Annotated in this window: 12 protein-coding genes; 5 read left to right on the top strand and 7 right to left on the bottom strand. The window is 39.9% G+C overall.

The window, feature by feature from the left end; translation table 11 throughout:
• Window positions 1–175: 175 nt before the first annotated feature.
• The 3 genes from BGP15_RS15180 to BGP15_RS15170 form a co-directional block, all read right to left on the bottom strand.
• A complete protein-coding gene (locus BGP15_RS15180; RefSeq protein WP_075994106.1) occupies window positions 176–550 on the bottom strand; it encodes a DoxX family protein in 375 nt (124 codons plus the stop codon).
• A 20-nt stretch (window positions 551–570) separates the two neighbouring features.
• Complete coding sequence (locus tag BGP15_RS15175) at window positions 571–873, bottom strand: DUF4342 domain-containing protein (RefSeq protein WP_286753136.1); 303 nt, start codon at window positions 871–873, stop codon at window positions 571–573.
• A gap of 475 nt (window positions 874–1348) precedes the next feature.
• Window positions 1349–3985 (bottom strand): valine--tRNA ligase, encoded by a 2637-nt coding sequence (locus tag BGP15_RS15170; RefSeq protein ID WP_112375522.1) that lies wholly within the window; start codon window positions 3983–3985, stop codon window positions 1349–1351.
• A 287-nt stretch (window positions 3986–4272) separates the two neighbouring features.
• Here BGP15_RS15170 and BGP15_RS15165 point away from each other — a divergent pair, with 287 nt between their 5' ends.
• Window positions 4273–6153 carry an LTA synthase family protein gene (locus BGP15_RS15165; RefSeq protein ID WP_286769998.1) on the top strand — a complete coding sequence of 627 codons (1881 nt, stop codon included), beginning with the start codon at window positions 4273–4275 and terminating at the stop codon, window positions 6151–6153.
• 4 nt (window positions 6154–6157) lie between these two features.
• Window positions 6158–8083 carry an LTA synthase family protein gene (locus BGP15_RS15160; RefSeq protein ID WP_286753139.1) on the top strand — a complete coding sequence of 642 codons (1926 nt, stop codon included), beginning with the start codon at window positions 6158–6160 and terminating at the stop codon, window positions 8081–8083.
• Between the two features lie 11 nt (window positions 8084–8094).
• Here the strand turns inward: BGP15_RS15160 and BGP15_RS15155 are convergent, their stop codons facing one another.
• The 4 genes from BGP15_RS15155 to BGP15_RS15140 all read right to left on the bottom strand — a co-directional run bounded on the left by BGP15_RS15155 (window position 8095) and on the right by BGP15_RS15140 (window position 14994).
• Window positions 8095–9165 carry a hypothetical protein gene (locus BGP15_RS15155; RefSeq protein WP_286753140.1) on the bottom strand — a complete coding sequence of 357 codons (1071 nt, stop codon included), beginning with the start codon at window positions 9163–9165 and terminating at the stop codon, window positions 8095–8097.
• A 344-nt stretch (window positions 9166–9509) separates the two neighbouring features.
• Window positions 9510–10751 carry a 2-oxoglutarate dehydrogenase complex dihydrolipoyllysine-residue succinyltransferase gene (gene odhB / locus BGP15_RS15150; protein ID WP_286769997.1) on the bottom strand — a complete coding sequence of 414 codons (1242 nt, stop codon included), beginning with the start codon at window positions 10749–10751 and terminating at the stop codon, window positions 9510–9512.
• Window positions 10752–10814: 63 nt separating this feature from the next.
• Window positions 10815–13556: a 2-oxoglutarate dehydrogenase E1 component gene (locus BGP15_RS15145; RefSeq protein ID WP_286769996.1), complete on the bottom strand. Its 2742-nt coding sequence runs from the start codon at window positions 13554–13556 to the stop codon at window positions 10815–10817.
• A 181-nt stretch (window positions 13557–13737) separates the two neighbouring features.
• Complete coding sequence (locus tag BGP15_RS15140) at window positions 13738–14994, bottom strand: deoxyribodipyrimidine photo-lyase (protein WP_236560275.1); 1257 nt, start codon at window positions 14992–14994, stop codon at window positions 13738–13740.
• Between the two features lie 482 nt (window positions 14995–15476).
• On the opposite strand from BGP15_RS15140, the gene BGP15_RS15135 reads away from it, so the two are divergent.
• The 3 genes from BGP15_RS15135 to BGP15_RS15125 all read left to right on the top strand — a co-directional run bounded on the left by BGP15_RS15135 (window position 15477) and on the right by BGP15_RS15125 (window position 18730).
• A complete protein-coding gene (locus BGP15_RS15135; protein ID WP_046672437.1) occupies window positions 15477–16346 on the top strand; it encodes an NAD-dependent epimerase/dehydratase family protein in 870 nt (289 codons plus the stop codon).
• A gap of 132 nt (window positions 16347–16478) precedes the next feature.
• On the top strand, window positions 16479–18317 hold the full coding sequence (locus BGP15_RS15130) for a UbiD family decarboxylase (RefSeq protein WP_286769995.1): 1839 nt from the start codon (window positions 16479–16481) through the stop codon (window positions 18315–18317).
• A gap of 77 nt (window positions 18318–18394) precedes the next feature.
• A complete protein-coding gene (locus BGP15_RS15125; protein ID WP_112375530.1) occupies window positions 18395–18730 on the top strand; it encodes a HopJ type III effector protein in 336 nt (111 codons plus the stop codon).
• Window positions 18731–18772: the final 42 nt, after the last annotated feature.

The following is an 18772-nucleotide window of genomic DNA, read 5'->3' as shown; positions in this document are numbered from 1 at the left end:
GAATGTTCTAAAAACACATCAAATAATTGACCAAACCATTCTAGTCGTAAAAAGTTTTTTGTTTTTTAATTTTATGTTAATAAAAACATTAAATACCTATCAATTTGTCAAAGTAATAGGTATTTAATAGATGCATTATCCTGCTTGATATTCGTTGGGAGGAGAATATAAGCAATTATTCCATCAGTTTTTTATACTTGCCCCAGTTTTCGAATACCACCCATAGCCAAATAATGAAAAGTACGGCCCAAATAATTAGTCCCATTTGGCTGTAAAAAATCATGTTATGGGTAAAAATACCAATGAGTATGGGGAAGATGACCAGTGCACCCAGTGTTCTGGTTTTTGGGAAAATAAACAATAAACCGCCCAAGAGTTCGATGATTCCAACCAGTGGCATTAGCCATTTGATCGTGGCAAAAGCCTCAAATACCTTTTTCATATCCATATCCATTGGTGGCGTAGGCATATAATGAAAAAGTTTATCCAGCCCCGCATTGATGAATAGCAAGGCGAATAGGATACATAGTATATTTTTAAAGATCTTCATAACGGTCAATTTTAAATTGATTATTTTACGGTAATCGTTGTAGGTGGATCTGTGCTGTTATCTTCTTTGTCTTCTTCGTCTTTGTTTGTATTTCGTTCTACGGTAATTGTACATTCTGTAAGCAATGCGGCTACAGCACCAATTGCTGCAAAGACAGGTGCTAAGATCAAGCCTATTGCACCAATTGTGACAGGAAAGCTCATGATTTCTTTGCCATGTTTGTCCGAGATGCTGATTTTGCTCACATTGCCCTCAGCAATGATTTCTTTGATCTTTTGTAAAAGGTTTTCACCGTTAATCTGAAATGTTTCTTTGAATCCCATAATGCTATAATTTAAGTTCGCTCTTATAAAGTTATTCATTTTTTTACAGGAATCCGTATAAAGTTAATTGCATTGTTTGTTGCTGAGCAATTATAAAGTGCACTGTTTAAACGGGAGAACTTCATGTTGCATTTTTACTTTACAAGTTTATATCGTGCATCCTTAACATATATATTACCTGTGAATGGCCAACTGAAATTCTCTTGAACCGCCTGTTTAGCATTTTGCAGAAACCGGATTTTCGGTGTGTAAAAGCTAGGAACCGACTTCATCATTTACACAATTATTTAACGTAAATGATACGGATATAGGACGGAGCTTATTCGGTTGCGACCGAATAAGCTCCGAAGAAGTACCGAACAAGCACCGAAGAAGAACCGAAGGATCTCCGAATTTGATCATCTTGAAACATAAAAAAAGTCCCGCGCAGCGCACGGGACTTTTTACAAAATTTATTAGCTCTATTGCATAGGTCTTAGCCCAATGCTATTAAGCTTTCTTCAAGAATTTTAATCTTTGCTTCGGCATCTGCCTTTTTACTTTTTTCGTTTTCAACAATTTCAGGTTTAGCATTTTGCACAAACCGCTCATTGGAAAGCTTTTTGTCTACAGATACAAGGAAACCTTTTAGGTATTCCAATTCTTTGGCAATACGTTCACGTTCAGCATCCGCATCAATATTGTTCTCCAAAGTAACATAACATTCGTCTTTGCCAGCAAGGAAACTTGCGGCTCCGGCAACTTTCTCAGAAACAAAAGTTACGCCTTCCAAGTTTGCAATTTTGGTAATGATGTCAATATATTGTGCTAAATTGATATCTGATTGTTGATTGATAGCCAATGGCAATGCTACTTTAGGGGAGATACCTTTAGAATTGCGGATATTGCGAACTTCCGAAATAATTTGCTGAGCGACAGCGAAATCTTTGATAAGCTGCTCATCAAAATCAGTTGCTGTCGGATAAGCGGCGACGATAATGCAATCTTTCTCGTCTTTCACACCGAACAGTTCGTCGTGCCACAATTCTTCTGTCAAGAAAGGCATGAAAGGGTGTACTAAAGTGAGTATACGTTGGAAAAAAGATTTTACTGTCTCTAGGGTTTCACTAGAAATAGGGGAGCCATAAGCCGGTTTCACTAATTCAAGGTACCAAGCACAGAAGTCATCCCATACCAATTTGTAGGTTGTCATCAATGCATCTGATAAACGATAGTGTTTGAAGTTTTCTTCGATATCGACCAAGGCTTGATTTAACCTTGCCTCAAACCAAGATGCTGAAATCTTATCTGAATCTGAAGCCGGAGTAGCAGTAATTTCCCAACCTTTAACCAAGCGGAAGGCATTCCAGATTTTATTGGCAAAATTACGGCCCTGTACACAAAGTTCTACATCAAAAGGAAGGTCGTTACCTGCTGGAGCAGTCAATAACATGCCCATCCGCGTTGCATCTGCACCATATTCGTTCATCAAATCTATCGGATCGGGAGAGTTGCCCAGTGATTTAGACATTTTGCGGCCCAGTTTGTCCCGTACAATACCTGTGAAATAAACATTTTCAAAAGGCAATTGTCCACGGAATTCATAGCCCGAAACGATCATACGTGCTACCCAAAAGAAGATAATATCCGGAGCAGTGACTAAATCTTGCGTAGGGTAATAGTAATTAATTTCTGCATTTTCTGGTTCGTTGATGCCATTGAAAACTGAAATTGGCCATAGCCAAGCTGAAAACCAAGTATCAAGCACATCCTCATCTTGACGTAGATCGGTCAATTGAAGCGCTGTATTACCTGATTTTTCTTGCGCTAGAACAAGGGCCTCTTCAACCGTTTGTGCAACCACAAAGTCTTCGTTTCCGTCGCCATAGAAATACGCCGGTATCTGATGTCCCCACCACAATTGTCTTGAAATGTTCCAATCGGTAACATTCTCCATCCAGTTGCGGTAGATATTTTTGAATTTTGTCGGATGAAATTTAATGGTATCATTCATCACATTATCCAATGCCGGTTTTGCAAGATCTTCCATCTTTAGGAACCATTGATTGGAGATTTTTGGCTCTATAACAGCACCTGTTCGCTCTGAAGTTCCAACATTATTGGTATAGTTTTCAACTTGCTCCAATAACCCTTTTTCCTCAAGCTCTTTCTCGATTTCTTTACGTACTTTAAAACGATCCATACCTGCGTAATGCAGGCCATTGTCGTTTAGTTTTGCTTCGTCGGTAAAGATGTCGACAAATTCCAGGTTGTGCTTTTTACCTAGTGCATAGTCGTTCACATCGTGTGCTGGAGTAACTTTAAGGCATCCAGTACCAAACTCCAAATCGACATATTCATCTTCGATGATGTTCACCTTTCTGCCAACGATCGGCACAATGACTTGCTTTCCTTTTAACCAGGTATAGCGTTCATCATTGGGATTGATACACACGGCTGTGTCACCAAAGATGGTTTCAGGACGGGTAGTCGCCACAACAATGTATTGATCTGTTCCCTCAACCTGATATTTCAAGTGGTATAATTTGCCGTTTTTCTCTTTATAAATAACCTCTTCGTCTGAGATATTTGTTTTTGCTTCAGGATCCCAGTTGACCATGCGGTAACCACGATAGATTAATCCTTTATGATATAGATCGACGAATACACGGATAACAGATTGGTATAATTCTGGATCCATGGTAAAACGTGTACGATCCCAGTCACAGGAAGCGCCAAGTTTTTCGAGCTGTTTTAGAATAATACCACCGTATTTTTCCTTCCATTCCCAAGCATGTTTTAAGAAATCTTCACGAGATAAAGATCGTTTATCAATTCCTTGTTCTTTCAACATAGCGACGACCTTAGCTTCAGTGGCAATGGAGGCGTGATCGGTCCCCGGTACCCAACAAGCGTTTTTCCCCTGCATACGTGCCCGGCGAATCAAAACGTCTTGAATGGTATTATTCAGCATATGCCCCATGTGCAATACTCCCGTGACATTCGGAGGGGGCATCACAATCGTGTAAGGTTCACGTTCGTCCGGGGTGGAACGGAAAAATCCATTCGCTTTCCAATAGCTGTACCATTTTTCTTCAGCTTCTTTTGGATTGTAAGTTTTCGCTATGCTCATTTTAAATTTTTGTATTCAAACTTTTAAGGAACACAAAAGTAAGGAATTCTATGTTATTTTCCTTAGTAATCCATTGATCTTGTTCTCAAACAAAAAGAAGTTATGAATAATGGCTAAGCAATACGTTTAATGAGGATCCTCCTAAGCAGAAGAGGCGGTTATTGCAGTTAGGTAAAGCATAACGTAAGATTTATACTTTTTTAATCTTTTCTTCATATTACTAAGTAATTAGCCCGTATTTCATGTAAATTAATGTAAATTTGCCTGTTTTATTTTTACACGAAGGGATGCAACGATTTGCTAATGAGCTTAGAGCTTTAACACAGTATTTTCTGTTCTGGTTAATTATCTGTTTTATAGATAGATTGATTTTTGTTATTGCTTTTTTTGAGAAGATAGGTTTTTCTAATTTCACAGAAATTTTCAGGATTTATTACCATGGTCTGAATCTGGATTTTTCTGCAGTCTCCTATATCTGTGCATTACCATTTCTTGTGTATTGCCTATTAAGTTTCTTTCCAAAACTGAAACCCAAAAGACTGATCCTTGATATCTATACCATTATCGTCCTGGTATTGTTCTTTGTGACAAGTTTTATCAATGTCAATATTTATCGGGAGTGGGGCGACAAGATTTCTAAACGTGCCATAGATGCATTTTTTGCTTCGCCTTCGGGTGCCGTCGCTTCGGCTGAATCCACGCCGGTGTTTCTCCCCATCGTTGGGATGTTGATCGGTATATTCTGCGGTTATTTTCTGTACCGTTGGATGTTTAAAAAAGTCTCTTTTTTCAATCTCAAGTCTCCTGTCAGTAATTTTCTCAAACTGGCGATCGGAGTTTTTGTACTTTTCACGTTTATCCGTGGTGGTTACGGAAGAGCGACGTTAAACCCCAGTAAGGCCTATTATTCCGAGGAAACATTTTACAACCACGCAGCAGTCAATACACAATGGTCGCTTTTGCGGGATTTTTTTGCTAAAAGTACCAAGCTTAAAAATCCCTATACTTATTATGGTGATCAGAAGGACATTCAGGACAAGCTACGGCCCGCCTTTCAAAGTCAGCCTGATTCTGCTGTTGAGGTCCTGTCAACCACTCGTCCAAATGTCGTTATTATCATGCTGGAAAGCTTTGTTGGCGATCTCATTCAGTCTCTCGGAGGGGAAAAGGGAATTACGCCACACATGGAAGAATTAATTAAGGATGGTATTTTGTTTGACCATATTTATTCTGCAGCTGATCGATCCGACAAAGGCATGGTAGCGGTGTTGAGCGGTTTTCCGGCGCAAGGGCCCGAGAGTATTATCAAATATATCGACAAGCATGAAAATATGCCTGCCATTGGACAGGAGTTCGATCATGCCGGCTACGAAACATCATTTTATCACGGTGGTCAGAGCGAGTTTTACAATTTTAAATCGTATATGCTGACACACGGGATATCTAGGGTGGTGGATAATGCCAATTTTGGCTTAGATGCGGAACGTGCCTCATGGGGTGTCTATGACCATGTCGTGTTTAATCAGATGATCAAGGATTTTAAAAAAGAAAAACAACCTTTCTTTTCGACGATCTTTACTTTAATTAATCACGAACCATTTGAATTAAAACACGGCTATAAATTTGGGAATGCCACCAATGCAGATAAATTCCGAAGTACGGCAAATTATACAGATTCAGCTGTTTTTGATTTTATTAATAAAGCCAAAAAGGAAGCTTGGTATAAAAATACCCTTTTCGTTATTGTCGCTGACCATGGACATCGCCTTCCTTCAGAAAAATGGGAGCTGTTTCACCCCAATCGCTTTCATATTCCGCTGATCTTTTTCGGCGATGTGATCAAACCTGAATATCGCGGCAAAATATTCAATAGAATTGGTAACCAAACGGATCTGGCGGCAACTTTATTGACACAATTGAAGCTTCCGACAGATCATTATCACTGGAGCCGTGATCTGTTTAATCCCACAACACCACAAATAGCATTCTATAATTCTAAAGACGCCTTCGGTGTAATTACACCAAAACAAGCCGTTTCATTTGATAACGTTGGAAGGATCATTAACTATAGAGCCAATAAGGAATATCCGGTTGGCAAAACAGATAGCTTATTGAATATTGCCAAAGCGTACTATCAAGACGTATACCGTGAATTTTTAAAATATTAGGGCTATGAAATTAAAAGGAGTATTTGCACCTTATTTTGCTGTCGCAATTCGTTTTGTCTTTCTTCTGCTCATCTACGCACTATTGCGATTGGGTTTTTATGGCATAAATGCTTCCTTATTCCCCCATGTCGATGCCGGTAAGCTTCTGGTTATGTTTGCCGGTGGCGTACGCTTTGACATTGTGGCACTCCTCTATTTAAATATCCTGTATATTGTTATGCAGACTATTCCAGGACCGTTTAAATTAAATAAACACTATCAAAATGTTGCGAAATGGATCTTCATCGTGACCAATTCAATTGGCATAGCGTTAAATTTGATTGATTTTGCCTACTACCCATTTACCCTCAAAAGGACCACTGGAACGGTAATTGACCAGTTCTCCAATGAATCTAACTTGATCAAGCTGACCTTTGATTTCTGTTTGGATTATTGGTATCTCATTATACTATTGGTGCTGATTGTCTATGGGTTGATTAAATCCTATAAACTTATTCAGATTGAAAGGACGACGAGATATAGCTGGAAGTCATTTTTGATCCAATTGCCTTTGTTTTTACTGACAGCCTTCCTTTTTATTGGTGGAGTGCGTGGCGGTTGGGCGCATAGCACACGTCCCATAACATTGAGCAATGCGGGTGATTATGTGGAGACACCGGAAGAAATGAATATTGTGCTCAATACGCCATTCAGTATATTGAAAACATTAAAGGCCGTGAGCCTCAAACCCGTTCATTATTTTTCCGAAACAGAGCTTGAACAGTTATACAATCCCATTCATGTACCGCAATCAGACCTGCCCTTTACAAAGAAAAATGTCGTTGTTCTGATTTTGGAGAGTTTTGCAAAAGAACATTTTGGAGAATTGAATAAAGATATCCAAGGTGGAAAATACAAAGGTTATACGCCTTTTTTGGATTCCTTGATACGCAATGCTTACACCTTTACAGATACTTATGCCAATGGCCGTAAATCAATTGATGCGCTACCGTCAGTCATTACGGGCATTCCTTCGATAGGTGAGCCTTTTGTGCTTTCCATCTATTCTGGAAATGAAACCACCAGCTTAGCGAAGCTCTTAGGGAAAAAGGGATATGAGACTGCTTTTTTTCATGGCGCACCAAATGGGAGCATGGGCTTCTCTGCCTATATGAAATTGGCAGGTATCCAACATTATTTTGGCAAAAACGAGTATAACAATGATGCTGATTTCGACGGGATATGGGGAATCTGGGATGAACCATTTTTGCAATTTGTAGCAAACAAGATCAATACCTTTCATCAGCCATTTTTTGCTAGTTTCTTCTCTTTATCATCACATCATCCATTTAAGGTGCCTGAAAAGTATCAGGGGAAATTCCCTAAGGGACCTCTGCCCGTACAGGAGCCTATTGGGTATACCGATAATGCCTTACGCGAATTTTTTGCCACAGCCTCTAAAATGTCCTGGTACAAGAATACCGTATTTGTTATCTGTGCCGACCATGCTACTGTAAGCTATCTGCCGGAATATCAAACCACTGCAGGAGCATTTGAAATCCCTATTATATTTTATGCACCTGGTGATAATCTGGTGGGCAAAGCGGATAAATTGGTGCAGCAAATAGATATCATGCCGACAGTGTTGAATTATCTGCACTATGACGAGCCTTATTTTGCCTTTGGTTCAGATGCCTTGAAACCGGGCAAGGATAATTTTGTGCTCAATAATAATTCAGGGAGCTACAACCTCTATTATAAAGATTATATGATGTCTTATGATGGACTGAAAGTGACCTCATTTTATGATCTTAAGAAGGACCGCTTGATGAAACAGGACCTGTTAAAACAGCATCCAGCGGTATTGGATACGATGGAAACCAAGATGAAAGCTTTTATCCAGCAATATAACAATCGTATGATTGAAAACAAGCTGACCTATAAAAAATAACAGCCGGTTTTCTACCTGCTTAATCTAGCGCGAATGCTTCTATCGATAATAAGTAAAACCAAATCATAGACGAGATAGATCAAGGGTAAGGTGAAGATGACCAACAGGATAAAACCACGGGATTTTTCGTCAAAGACTCCATTGACAAAATAGTTGGCCAGACTGGACCAAAACCAAATGAACAAGTAGAAAGAGCTTGGAATGACTAGATTCCCGATCAGGAGTGCATATCGGTATTTGCCAGTTTTGTATTTTAGATAAATATACCGGATATGTAGGTATAGCAAAAATAACGATCCGATCAGCGCAAGTACATCTGGACTTATCCAAAGAATTACTTTCGCCAACAAGGAGGTTTTTAAGACAACTTCAATATGAAAACGCTCTTTCTTTTCTACCTGATCAATTCTCCAGTGAACAATGGAATCTGTCTGTAATTTGGCGGTTCCCAGATCTTGTGTAAGTACCTCCATCTTCCCATCGAGGTGCAGATACAGTTCAATCGGGCCAAAGGACGACCAGTATCTGGAGGGGAATAAGAGATAATCAATTTTGTATCTGGTCCGAATATCCCGTCGGTCATAGCCCATATAAGCACGGTATTGAACCTGAATGCTGTTATCACCTTTGTGAAGCTTCGCGGTAAAATAAAAGGCATCATTCAGCGAAATACGCTTCCATTCATCGCTGTCGTAACTGAGCTCATAATAGCCATCCTTTAAACGTAAAAAGGGGAATTTTGAACCGGGTTGATCCATCTTTTTTCCTTCAATTTCGTTCTGATTGACAAGGACGCGATCCAATCCGTTCATATTTAAAGCGAGAAATACCAGCGGCAATTCAATAGCCTCTTCTGCATGGATGTTATAAACAATGTTGAAGTGGCTTTGATAGTCCGCATGATCATCCGAAGTGTCCGTTAAAAGACGAATGTCAATACGTTCGCTGGTAACGCTCACTTTCCCTGCGGGAACGAGCTGTCCTGTTATGCTATGGGGGCTCATTGGATTTGCCATGTTGGCAAACAAGGTCATTACAGCAAGTAATAGATATACAATTGTTATTAGAATTTTATACTTCATTTGCTTGTTATGTCTGCTTAATATCAAGTTCCATATTCGGATACCGACCTTTACATGATAGCGGTGTTTGCATATTAGGATATCCTTGATCTTTAACAAGCTGAAAGTAAAAATTAAAAGGGAGAAATTAAAAAGGTGATTTATATTCGTCTATCTCCGATTCATATTCGTTAAGTATATTGCTTCATTCCGATGTAAATAAAACCTTCATAATTTCGCTGGTACCAACAGCAATGGAAACGAACTGAAGGTGCCTCCAGACCAAGGATAGGAGACACTTTGAGAAAGAAAAAGACCTATGCCGCAAAGCATAGGTCTTTTTATATTTCCAATTTTATTGCGGTTTAAACACCCAACAATAAACGAGCTGGATCTTCTAATAATTGTTTTACACGAACCAAGAAGCTTACTGATTCACGACCATCGATGATACGGTGATCATAAGAAAGCGCAATGTACATCATTGGACGGATCACCACTTGGCCATTTTCAGCAATAGGACGTTGGATGATGTTGTGCATACCCAAGATTGCAGATTGTGGAGCATTGATGATCGGCGTAGACATCATTGATCCGAATACACCACCGTTGGTAATGGTAAATGTACCACCAGTCATCTCGTCAATCGTTAATTTGTTGTCACGGGCTTTACCTGCCAATGTAGCAATTGCTTTTTCAATTTGCTCCAATGACATGGCATCAGCATTACGGATAACCGGAACAACCAAACCTTTAGGTGCAGAAACTGCGATTGAAACGTCTGCAAAATCAGAATATACAATCTCGTTATCTTCGATACGGGCATTTACGGCAGGCCATTCAGCCAATGCAGTTGTTACTGCTTTTGTAAAGAATGACATGAAGCCAAGACCGATACCAAATTTCTCTTTAAAGGTGTCTTTATATTTAGCACGAAGATCCATGATCGGCTGCATATTGACTTCATTGAATGTTGTCAACATAGCCGTTTCATTTTTAACGGCAACTAGGCGTTTCGCGATTGTTTTACGTAATGAAGATAATTTCTCACGACGTTCGTTTCTTGCACCCGCTACCGGAGCAACTGTCGCAGCAGGAGCAGCGGCAGGTTTTGCTGCTGGTGCAGCAGCTTTAGCGACAGGTTGAGCTTTTTCGGCATCTTCTTTTGTGATGCGACCTTCTTTACCTGTTCCTTTTATTGTAGAAGGATCAATTCCTTTTTCTCTTAAGATTTTTGCAGCAGCAGGAGAAGCTGTACCAGCAGCATAGCTGTCTGGATCTTCATCTTTTGCAGCGGCAGCCGCAACTGGAGCTGCATTTGACGCTTCTGCAGCAGGGGCAGCAGCTGGAGCTGAACCACCGGCAGGAGCAGCGCCTTCTTCAATTGTACAAACAACGGCACCGATTTCTAAAGTATCACCTTCTTGTGCAATGATTCTTAAGATACCCGCTTTCTCAGCTGGTAATTCAAACGTTGCTTTGTCTGATTCCAGTTCGGCGATGTTTTCATCCATCTCCACATAATCGCCATCTTGTTTCAACCATTGTGATAAGGTTACCTCCGTGATTGATTCACCTACGGTTGGTACTTTAATTTCTAAGCTCATATATAATGTTCTTTATTGACAATTGCGTCCTATAGCTAAGACGCAATTGATTTTAAATTGTTTTTATTCGAATGATTTATTTAAGATTTCTGCTTGCTGTGCAACGTGTTGTTTCATGTAACCCGTAGCCGTACTTCCACTTTCTTTACGGGCAACAAAACCTGTAAATGCAATCTCAGTACCCATTAGTTTACGGCAGTAATAAGACCATGCGCCCATGTTCTCATTTTCTTCCTGAACCCAAACAAATTCTTTTGCCTTGTTGTATTTTTTACGGATTGCTTTCAATTGCTCTGTAGGAATTGGGAATAACTGCTCCAATCTCACGATAGCGATATCTTTGCGTTTTTCCGCCTCTTGTTTCTCTAATAGGTCGTAGTAAACTTTACCCGAACAGAATAACACGCGTTTAACGTCTTTCGCCGCAACATTTGCATCATCAATTACCTCTTGGAAAGCAGCTTCTGTAAAATCTTTTAACGGTGATACCACTTTAGGGTGGCGCAACAATGATTTTGGCGTAAATACAACCAATGGTTTACGGAACTCACGTACCAGTTGACGACGTAACAGGTGGAAATAGTTAGCTGGAGTAGTACAGTTTGCTAAGATCATATTCTCATCTGCACATAACTCTAAGAATCTTTCGATACGCGCTGAAGAGTGTTCAGGACCTTGACCTTCCATACCATGAGGAAGCATCATCACTAAACCGTTAGAACGTTTCCATTTTGTCTCTGCACTCGATAGATATTGATCGACGATGATTTGAGCACCGTTGTAGAAATCTCCAAATTGAGCTTCCCAGATTGTCAACGAATTTGGATTAGAAGATGCATAACCATATTCAAATCCCAAAACAGCATATTCGGAAAGTAATGAATTGTAGATAGAGAATTTATCACCACCTTTAATATTCGCTAAAGGAACGTATTTCTCTTCCGAATCTTCAAGTGTCAATACCGCATGACGGTGCGAGAATGTACCACGTTGTACATCTTGACCCGAGATACGTACACGGTTACCCTGATCCAATAAAGTCGCGTAAGCCATCAATTCGCCCATTGCCCAATCGTATGAATCAGCAGTGATCATTTTGGCACGATCTTCAAATAAACGTGTGATCTTACGGAGGAATTTTTTATCCGAAGGTAAGGTCGTGATTTCTTTCGCTAATTTTAAGAATAAATCCTTTGCAACTTTCGTTTTATCCGAGGTTGTTAATACTTCACCTTTTTTAGCGGGACGTAATCCTTCCCATGCTCCTTTAAACATCGGAATTTCTTCAGTCAATACCTCAACTGTTTTAGCTTCCTCAAATTTAGTTTGCAATTCAGCCTTAAATTCCTTTTCGATATTTTTTGAATACGCCTCGTCAATACTTCCTTCAGTAATTAATTTTTTAGCGTAAACTTCTTTTGGGTTTGGATGTTTTTCGATGATTTTATACAACAATGGTTGCGTGAATTTCGGTTCATCTGCCTCGTTGTGTCCAAATCTTCTATAACATAATAGATCGATAAATACGTCTGTTTTATATTTTTGACGGTATTCAACAGCTAAATTAATCGCATAAACTACCGCTTCAGCGTCATCACCGTTCACATGGAACACGGGTGAAGAAGTGATTTTTGCGACGTCTGTACAATATGTTCCAGAACGCGCATCCTTATAGTTCGTTGTAAAACCGATCTGGTTGTTGATCACAATATGTACCGTACCACCAGTTTTGTAACCATCTAATTTCGACATTTGGGTTACTTCGTATACCACACCTTGTCCAGCAATTGCTGCGTCACCATGAATAATGATCGGTGCAATTTTAGACGAGTCACCTTCGTATTTGAAGTCAATCTTAGAACGAACCATGCCTTCAACGATTGGATCTACAGTTTCTAAATGCGAAGGGTTCGGTGCCAAACTTAAATGGACAGATTTGCCATCGTTTGTTTTAACCTCAGAAGAAAAGCCCAAGTGGTATTTTACGTCACCACCAAAGTTTACTTCAGGATCATCAGCGTAGGTCTTACCTTCAAATTCAGAGAATACTGATTTGTAAGATTTACCCATGATATTAGTCAAGACATTCAGACGGCCACGGTGAGCCATACCGATAACGAATTCCTGGATACCGATTTCTGCACCTTTTTCAATGACCGAATCTAATGCTGGTATTAAACTTTCTGCACCTTCCAACGAGAAACGTTTTTGACCTAAAAACTTAGTGCCTAAAAAGTTTTCGAATACAACGGCGTGGTTTAATTTGTTTAAAATTCTCTTTTTGGTATCCAACGAAAATTTTGGCATGTTGCGATCCGCTTCCATGCGGTCCTGTAACCATTTAATTTTTTCTGGATTACGGATATATTTGAATTCTGCACCAATAGAACGGCAGTAAGTATCCTCCACCAATTGACGGATGTCTTTCAATGTTGCTGGACCTAAACCGACTTCAACTCCAGCATTAAAAACGGTGTTCATGTCTGCTTCTGCAAGACCAAACGTTTCCAATTCCTTTCCAGGATAGTATTTACGTCTTTCACGAACAGGGTTAGTGTGTGTGAATAGGTGGCCACGGTCGCGGTAGCCATTGATCATGTTCAGCACATTGATTTCTTTCAATACGTGCTCGGGAGTAGCCTCGCCTACTGAACTTGTTGTTCCGCCAGCATTTTGACCGAAATCAAAACCTTCAAAGAATTTTTGCCATCCGAAATCTACCGATTGGGGATCTTGCTTGTACGATTGATATAAGCCATCGACATAAGCCGAATCAGCATTACTCAAATATGTCAGATTGTCCATTTACAATTAAAACTATGAAATTTGTCAAAGTTATGAATAAAAAAAGAGTTTCTAATACTGAAATTGAATAATTTAATCAATAAACCTATCCAATTCTTAACATTTTTAGCATGATTTAAAAAGGGCTTCCAGCGTCCTACAAATTTATTTTCTATTGGAATTATTTATTTCTGCCGAAGATTTATTTAACAAGTATTTCGTCCAATTTTGGAAGTCCATTTGGGAAATGAGTTTTGATCAATTTTTGCCAGTCCAGCGCTTTATTGTCTTTTTCGCTTGTCCCAACTCCGGCAATATGAGACCACTGTCCGTAAACAGTTGCCGGAGAATAGTCTAATAGGTGCTCCTCGTACCAGGAAGCGCCACGAAGCCAGTTGACCTGGTACTCATGAACTAAATAGCTGGCTGCGATTAAGCGTGCTTGATAAGGGATATAGCCGGTCTTCTGTAACTGGATCATCACACTGTTTATAAAATCATGTTCCGTGTGGCCCGATTTCCATTTTTCAAATAATTCTTCATTCCCGTCTAAGGCCGGATGATCCTGAGGGGAGCTGTTTTTAGTGCCTTGTGGCTTAAAGAATATATTCGGATATTTTTTAAGCATAAACCTAAAATAATCGCGCCAGAGCAGAATGTCGACAATCTTTTCAAATCGTTTGTCTTTCTTACCTTCACCAAGTTTTTTGATATTGTTATAGAGTAAAATAGGCGACAAGGCCCCTGACGCTATAAAAGGCCCTAGAATCAAAGGGTCCTGTTCTGTCTCCGGAAAGGTTGACAATAGCGCATGCATAATACTAAGCGCAGTGTCTTCGCCACCGAGAATATAGATGTCATCAACAGATTTGATCTCCTCTTCTGAATAGCCCAAATCTTTTAATGAAGGAATTTTGGTGTCCTCAAGATGGGGCGGCGTAAGGAAATTGGTCGGAAATGGGATGGGTTGCCTCACCAGACTTTCCCGCTCTACTTTTTTCTTGAAAATGGAAAAACCATTGGGTATGTCTTTAATAGGGAAAGGAAGATCTTCCTTATGGTAGAGGGTGTGACCGATGAAATGGCGCAAATTTATTTTGCTGCTCCAAAGCTCACTTTCTACTTTTTCCGAAATAGAAGTTTCCCGAAGTGCCACCTCGCGGTGATGATAAACTTCGTTGACTTGGTATTTTTGTGCTATTCTTGGGATAATATCTTCAGGTTTGCCAATATAAGTCAACAAGTCGCTACCATGACTCTTTAATTTTTCTTTTAAAGCGGTCACGGCTTCAATGACAAAGGCCGCTCGCAGAACACCTGTGTTTAAAGTGCCAAATTGATTGCGGTCGAAATATCGGGGGTCAAAACAGTATACCGGGATGATGAATGAACTTTTTTCAGAAGCTTGATAAAATACTTCATTGTCATGAAGTCTTAAATCATTTCGAAACCAGATCATTGTAGCCCTTTTGTCCATAGAGGTGAAGATAAATACTTTTTAGTGCAGCCTATTTTCAGAAGATTTACAAATATATAAGGATATTGTGTTCTTGAAAGTATTTATGCGCGAATTGACAAAAAAAGGACAATGGCGGTACTTGTTTGGATGATTTACGCTATTTTGGTTAGGAAAAAATAAAAATAGTGTTAAACTTATTTGATGTTTCTCTGTTCTAAAATCAGGGAATTATGATATTTGTAAGTTATTTCCGTTACTCTTGAAACAATCCGAGTAACATACTAAAAGCGTAAGAAAAACATGGAAAAGATTGCTGCATCACCAATGGAACCGTCCTAGGGATTTTATTCGTTTTAGCGAATAAAAGGGTAATATATAAATTCAGCGTACTAGGAAGGAACGATCCTATTTAATGGCTCACGATCGTAAGAACGAATCATTAAATCGTGGTAGTTTCAAAGCCAAAAATATAGAGAATTCGAATGAAAAAGGTTTTAATCAGCGGGCTAAATACCTATTTGGGACGACGGGCATCCTGTTATTTGCAATCCAAAGATTTTGATGTGACTGGATTAGTGCGCAACTTATCCCTTTTTAATAAAATAGTAAAGGAAAAGGTGACGGCAAAGCTTTTTGAATTGGACCTGTTGCGAAAAGGGGAAGCTTTTGAGAATTTTCAGATTGCTGAACTCAATTTTGGAATTTATTTTACGCAGGTTCCCTCACTTGACAATGATATACAGCTTCAGCTTGAATTGCTTGGTCTGCGCAATTTCGTGGAAATTTGTAGACGTGCCGGAAATAACCGCGTCATTTATGTCGCGAGGCTAATGGATGAACATTTTTTGGAGCCTGTGCGCGATCTGCTGGAAAATTTACGCGTCCAATATACCATTGTGATTAAAAGTAGCGTCATCGGGAAGGAGAGTGTCTTGAACCGCATATTTGCGAAACTTGCCAAACGGCAGACCATATTTTATTGGAACTGGGTGGCTTCCCTGAAGTTTCGCCCCCTGCCTTTGCTCGATGTTTACCGCTGGCTACGAGAAATGCCTTGGGAAAATAATTTTATATCAGAAGTTATTTACCTCGGTGGCAATGAGGAAATGACATTTAGAGGCTTATTTTACCATTTCCTGAAGTGCACTTCCGAAGGCCAAAAGAGAGAAATAGGCGTCAATAAATTCTTTGCTAAGCTCTTGTTGACAAGGTTGAATGATATCAATAAAGAAGATATTGATGAATTTAGGCGAGTACTTTATTATGAGAAAAATGTAGATAATTCAACTTGGCAGCGCGTACAGGCATTTGAATTTACGCCCTTGAAATCCTATGTCTGCATGGATACCTAGGTAATGGTTGAGGTTGTTATACTGATGATAAGGGAGCGGGATCCAAGATCGCTAAAGGTTTTTTCTTTATATCCTGTTTAATAAATTATTCTGTTAAATTTGTGGATTAACATGTTGAAGCAGATTTAATATATGGGATACAATAGTTTAGAAGCATGTGTTGCAGATCTTGAAAAACATGGTCATTTAATCCGGATCAAAGAAGAGGTCGATCCCTATTTGGAAATGGCCGCCATCCATATGCGGGTGTTTGATGTTGAAGGGCCCGCCTTATTTTTTGAAAATATCAAAGGTTCGGAATTTCCGGCTGTATCTAATTTGTTTGGAACGCTGGAACGCTCGAAGTTTATGTTCCGGGATTCGTTAGACCACCTGAAGAAATTGGTGGATGTTAAGATGAATCCTGCTGCAGTACTTAAAAATCCTTTTCAATATATTGGTTCCTCGATGACAGCCCTTGGGGCTTTACCCTGGAAAAAAAAATCGGGGGCTCCCATACTTCATGGTAAAACATCAATTAGTAAACTTCCGCAGATCGTCAACTGGCCAATGGACGGCGGTGCTTTTGTGACGATGCCGCAGGTATATACAGAAGATGTTGCCAAACCCGGTATTATGCAGGCCAATCTGGGGATGTATCGGATTCAGCTTTCTGGGAATGATTATCTGCCTGATCAGGAGATTGGTTTGCATTATCAGTTGCATCGTGGTATCGGAATCCATCAAACTAAGGCAAATGCGCTCGGTAAACCTTTAAAGGTGAGTATTTTTGTCGGCGGACCGCCAGCACATCCCTTGTCTGCTGTAATGCCGCTACCGGAAGGACTCTCTGAGATGATCTTTGCCGGGGCATTGGGAAATAGAAGGTTCCGTTATTTTTATGATGATGAAGGTTTTTGTATCTCGGCAGATGCAGACTTTGTGATTACCGGTACTGTTTATCCCAACGAAAATAAACCGGAAGGTCCTTTTGGTGACCATATCGGATACTATAGTTTAACTCACCCGTTTCCCTTGATGAAGGTGCATAATGTGTACCATAAGAAAAATCCAATTTGGTCTTTTACCGTTGTGGGGCGGCCGCCGCAGGAAGACACCAGTTTTGGTGCCTTAATCCACGAAATTACGGGGGCGGCCATTCCAAAGGAGATTTCAGGTCTCCATGCAGTTAATGCTGTTGATGCCGCTGGTGTACATCCCTTACTTTTTGCAATAGGGTCTGAACGGTATACGCCTTATCAGCGTGTGGATCGACCGCAAGAAATTTTAACGATAGCCAATCAGATACTGGGTAAAAATCAGCTCAGCCTTGCTAAATATTTGTTTATTTCAGCAAATGAAGATAATCCGCAATTGGATATTTATGATATTCCGGCTTTTTTGGGTCATATCCTTGAACGCATAGACCTTACTCGAGATGTTCATTTTCAGACTAATACGACTATCGATACCTTGGATTATTCTGGCGATGGATTAAATACCGGTTCCAAGGTGGTTTTTGCTGCCGCTGGTACAAAGAAAAGAGAATTGGGCCGTGAATTGCCGGCTGGTTTTGAACTACCCCGACCTTTCAATCAGGCAAAATTTGTTATGCCCGGTATTATTGCCATTGATGGTCAGGCATTCTCTACTTACGAGCATGAGCCGAAAATAATGGCCGAATGGTGCCGCGCTGCCGCAGGACTCGCCTGGGAAGGTTTCCCGTTGATCGTCTTATGTGATGATGCTCACTTCACCGCTGCTACCGTCAATAATTTTGTTTGGACAACGTTTACCAGAAGTAACCCTGCGTTTGATATTTATGGAATACATAGTTTTACAACATTTAAACATTGGGGTTGTAAAGGACCGCTAATTATTGATGCGCGGACAAAACCCCATCATGCGCCGGCGTTGATTAAAGACGAAGCGGTGGAAAGGCGTGTGGATCAACTTGCTGCAAAGGGAGGGTCACTACACGGAATTATTTAAGAGCGCTAATTCCTGTTCATTCAGGTTTATGGTTGAAAAATTAATTTAGAATAGATTTTAAAAGGTTTAATATCAAGATGACTACAACAGAATTATTGAATAAATCAAAAGGAAGCGAATTACAGTTTCAGGAAGTATTGGCGCATATTGCCGATCAGTACAGCTATAGTCCCAGTGCATTTCAAAATGGGACGCTGAAAAATTCGAAAGAAGAAAATCAAGGTAGTGCAAAAGTTTTCTATTTTGCACAGTTAAATAATCTTTCGCAGGAGGATACATTGCGCCTTTTTGCCGAACATTATCAAAATGTACTCGATAATCCAGACGGAGATGGCCATCAGAACATTCGTCAATTTAGGACAAATGGTTGGGATGGGATCCTGTTTGAGGAAGAAGTACTGGTGAAAAAATAATAAATTTAACCCGGTAGCGGTAAAAACCTGAGATGCACAGGA

The sequence above is a fragment of the Sphingobacterium sp. 40-24 genome, assembly GCF_001899705.1.
In the GTDB taxonomy this organism is placed as follows: Bacteria; Bacteroidota; Bacteroidia; order Sphingobacteriales; family Sphingobacteriaceae; genus Sphingobacterium; species Sphingobacterium multivorum.
The sequence above is the reverse complement of the archived record's forward strand: the minus strand, read 5'-3'. Positions and strand labels throughout refer to the sequence as shown.

Excerpts from the sequence above, each read along its gene's own strand:
- BGP15_RS15180 (WP_075994106.1), bottom strand. The coding sequence starts at position 550 with ATGAAGATCTTTAAAAATATACTATGTATCCTATTCGCCTTGCTATTC.
- BGP15_RS15175 (WP_286753136.1), bottom strand. The coding sequence starts at position 873 with ATGGGATTCAAAGAAACATTTCAGATTAACGGTGAAAACCTTTTACAA.
- BGP15_RS15170 (WP_112375522.1), bottom strand. The coding sequence starts at position 3,985 with ATGAGCATAGCGAAAACTTACAATCCAAAAGAAGCTGAAGAAAAATGG.
- BGP15_RS15165 (WP_286769998.1), top strand. The coding sequence starts at position 4,273 with ATGCAACGATTTGCTAATGAGCTTAGAGCTTTAACACAGTATTTTCTG.
- BGP15_RS15160 (WP_286753139.1), top strand. The coding sequence starts at position 6,158 with ATGAAATTAAAAGGAGTATTTGCACCTTATTTTGCTGTCGCAATTCGT.
- BGP15_RS15155 (WP_286753140.1), bottom strand. The coding sequence starts at position 9,165 with ATGAAGTATAAAATTCTAATAACAATTGTATATCTATTACTTGCTGTA.
- odhB (WP_286769997.1), bottom strand. The coding sequence starts at position 10,751 with ATGAGCTTAGAAATTAAAGTACCAACCGTAGGTGAATCAATCACGGAG.
- BGP15_RS15145 (WP_286769996.1), bottom strand. The coding sequence starts at position 13,556 with ATGGACAATCTGACATATTTGAGTAATGCTGATTCGGCTTATGTCGAT.
- BGP15_RS15140 (WP_236560275.1), bottom strand. The coding sequence starts at position 14,994 with ATGATCTGGTTTCGAAATGATTTAAGACTTCATGACAATGAAGTATTT.
- BGP15_RS15135 (WP_046672437.1), top strand. The coding sequence starts at position 15,477 with ATGAAAAAGGTTTTAATCAGCGGGCTAAATACCTATTTGGGACGACGG.
- BGP15_RS15130 (WP_286769995.1), top strand. The coding sequence starts at position 16,479 with ATGGGATACAATAGTTTAGAAGCATGTGTTGCAGATCTTGAAAAACAT.
- BGP15_RS15125 (WP_112375530.1), top strand. The coding sequence starts at position 18,395 with ATGACTACAACAGAATTATTGAATAAATCAAAAGGAAGCGAATTACAG.